The organism is Borrelia hispanica CRI, from assembly GCF_000500065.1.
GTDB lineage: Bacteria > Spirochaetota > Spirochaetia > Borreliales > Borreliaceae > Borrelia > Borrelia hispanica.
This window is the reverse complement of sequence record NZ_AYOU01000085.1, coordinates 1-2,499: the sequence shown is the minus strand read 5'-3', so window position 1 is coordinate 2,499 and position 2,499 is coordinate 1. Positions and strand designations below refer to the sequence as shown.

Here is a 2,499-nt window from a genome sequence, read left to right as displayed (position 1 = left end):
GCAACATTTACACGTAAACTATAAAATACCTCATCATTATTGCTTTTTTCTTGTGATATATCAGCAAGTTTGACATTTTGTATCTCTACTCCTCTACAACCAGTTATTGATAATATGTATACGAACCATCCAGAAATTGGGTCTATAGATTGAAGTTTTGTGATGCAGCGTTTTACAAGTTTTATTGTCTTTTCATTTAGATAGAATCTTATAGGAGTGGATTTGGGTTTAGTATTTTTAGTTTTAAGTTTACTTTTAATTAAAGACAATTCTTTGCTTAAATTTTCATTTTCTTTTACTATGTCTTTGAGTGTTTTATTAACTTTGTTAGATAAGTTCAAGTTAGTATCATTCATAAAGTTTACTTATTAACTAATGATTTTAAAAATTATAAAATGGTTAATTAATAGTTTAACAAATACTTATAAGTTTAGTCAATTTTTTGGGCCTTTCATTGTATGTTAAAAATGGCGTGTAGTTTGATTGTAATTAGTAGAAGATATGGTTTTAAGTATTTTTGGAATAAATATCTTAGATACTTATTCCTATTTTTTGCAAATACTTCCTTTTTTGCTTCCTATTTATTTGATACTCCATTTTAAGCCTAAGACTTTTCGCAATGATAATATCTTTCCTCTATCTTTCTTTTGTTAACCTACTTTTTATCATAGGTTAACACATAGTCAACTTCCTTTATTTTTTACAAACTTTTAATTTATTACTTTCTTACAATAAAATCAAAAATCATCTTTTATTCTTGAAATATTAATTGTGTGAAGTTGTATAAAAATCTTTTCAGGATCGCTATAACTGATAAATATGTGCCTTAAAATTAGCTCAAAGAATGGAACTATTTGGTTTTCTTTAGTGCCATATTGTTTCTTTGTATCTTGACATGAAAGATTGTTGCCACAATCAATGGCATCGCTTATATATTCATTTAAAGTTTTTTCAGGTGCATTTTCTGCTCTTCTTTTCTCTAGCCAATTATAAGCTTCAGTCCAAGCTTTATCTAGTTCTTTCTTCTTTTCTGGCTTATCTTTAATCCAAGAAATAAATGTATTATAGTTGGTTATTCTGTTTCTATAGTAGTCAATATTTGCTACTTGTGTTTTACCACTGTCATGTTTGTTGGTTTTTTCTCTTTCTTCTTCTGTATGTTTGTTAAATCCATGAATAATGGTATTGAAACTCTTATTTTCTTCCGTTTGTGGTGTTTGTTTAGTTGGTGTTTGTTTAGTTGGTATTTGTTTAGCTGGTGTTAAACTTATTCTTTCGTGTACTTTTAGTTTATCTGTACAAGAATAGACTAGTATTAGACTATAAATTAGTATGTGTTTTAAATATTTATACATATAATATTCTCCTTGTTTTTAAGTATACTATTAGTTATTTTGGTTTGTATAGGGATTTTTAAAAAAGATTTGCTTTTAATTTTATCTTTATTCTCCTATTTCATAATTATTTGTATAATATGATTGTTGATTTTATAAAAATTGTTAGTTTGTCATAAAGTTTTATTTACTTTTTTTAAATTGCTAATTTAATAAATGAAATTATGTGAATTATGTTTTTGACATTTTACAATATTTTTCAATGTAATAGGTTTTTTTGAATATTTTTTAACTTTCGTTAACAAGTACTCGTCACACTATCTTTAAAATTAGCTAGTTCATTGTCATCCATTGTAGTAAAGTAGGCTTGTACCGCATTTTTAAATCCTTCTTTACCATCGTTATTGTTTTTGCAACGTTCAAGTTGAGTCTTTATGTGAGCCAAAGCTTCTTTAATCTTAGGTTGAGCAAATAATAAAAACTTATTAAACTTTTCTTTATTGTTTAAACTTTCTTTTAAGAAATCTAAGTTTACTTGCTCTTCTTCAGTTAAATTTTTTCTTAATGTTTCTTCAGCTGTTTTTTGTGTTGTTGTAGTTTCTGGCTTTTTTTTAGTTAGATCTTTTGAGGGTCTTGTAGATTTTGTTATTTCTTTGCAACAGCAAAGTAGTAATAGACTACAAAATATCAAATAATTTGTATATTTAATCATAATACTCTCCTTGTTTCTAAGGGTAGTTCAAATTTATTATTTTTCTTGTATAGGTATTTTTGTAATTGTTTATTTATTTTTGAAAGTTTAATGTTTTGTTATAAAGTTTATGTTAACTAAAATTAATTTTTGTTAAATTATAAGGTTGAAGAGATATGAATAAAGTAAAGAGGGCATATGAAGATTATGCCATGTATTTTGATGAAGGTCGATTAAATGATACTGAAATAGCGAAAGAACTTGGTGTTTCACGAGCTAATGTAAGTAAAATGAGACAAAAATGGGAAAATATCAAAGATAATCCAAAGGAATTTTTTAGTGAAAGTAAAGTAACTATTTGTAAAACTACTCTTAATAGTATATTAGATCGAGTACTCGAGACAAATGCTAAAGCACGTGAACTTAAGAGTCAATTTAGTATAGCCAAAAGTCAACTTGGACTTAAGTTTATGA

Annotated in this window: 3 protein-coding genes and 1 pseudogene; 1 reads left to right on the top strand and 3 read right to left on the bottom strand. The window is 26.0% G+C overall.

The window, feature by feature from the left end; all coding sequences use genetic code 11:
* The 3 genes and pseudogenes from U880_RS0102380 to U880_RS0102370 form a co-directional block, all read right to left on the bottom strand.
* Window positions 1-356 (bottom strand): annotated as a pseudogene (locus tag U880_RS0102380) (site-specific integrase); the annotation flags it as partial.
* A gap of 381 nt (window positions 357-737) precedes the next feature.
* The gene (locus tag U880_RS0102375; RefSeq protein WP_024654620.1) at window positions 738-1,355 is read right to left on the bottom strand and encodes an Mlp family lipoprotein; all 618 of its coding nucleotides are present in this window, start codon (window positions 1,353-1,355) and stop codon (window positions 738-740) included.
* Between the two features lie 277 nt (window positions 1,356-1,632).
* Entirely contained in the window at window positions 1,633-2,046 is a 414-nt protein-coding gene (locus tag U880_RS0102370) for an Mlp family lipoprotein (RefSeq protein ID WP_024654542.1), read from the bottom strand.
* A 155-nt stretch (window positions 2,047-2,201) separates the two neighbouring features.
* On the opposite strand from U880_RS0102370, the gene U880_RS0102365 reads away from it, so the two are divergent.
* A partial coding sequence (locus U880_RS0102365; protein ID WP_024654619.1) for a DUF603 domain-containing protein occupies window positions 2,202-2,499 on the top strand: 298 nt, incomplete at its 3' end.

Coding starts and splice junctions, on each gene's coding strand:
- U880_RS0102375 (WP_024654620.1), bottom strand. CDS start 1,355: ATGTATAAATATTTAAAACACATACTAATTTATAGTCTAATACTAGTC.
- U880_RS0102370 (WP_024654542.1), bottom strand. CDS start 2,046: ATGATTAAATATACAAATTATTTGATATTTTGTAGTCTATTACTACTT.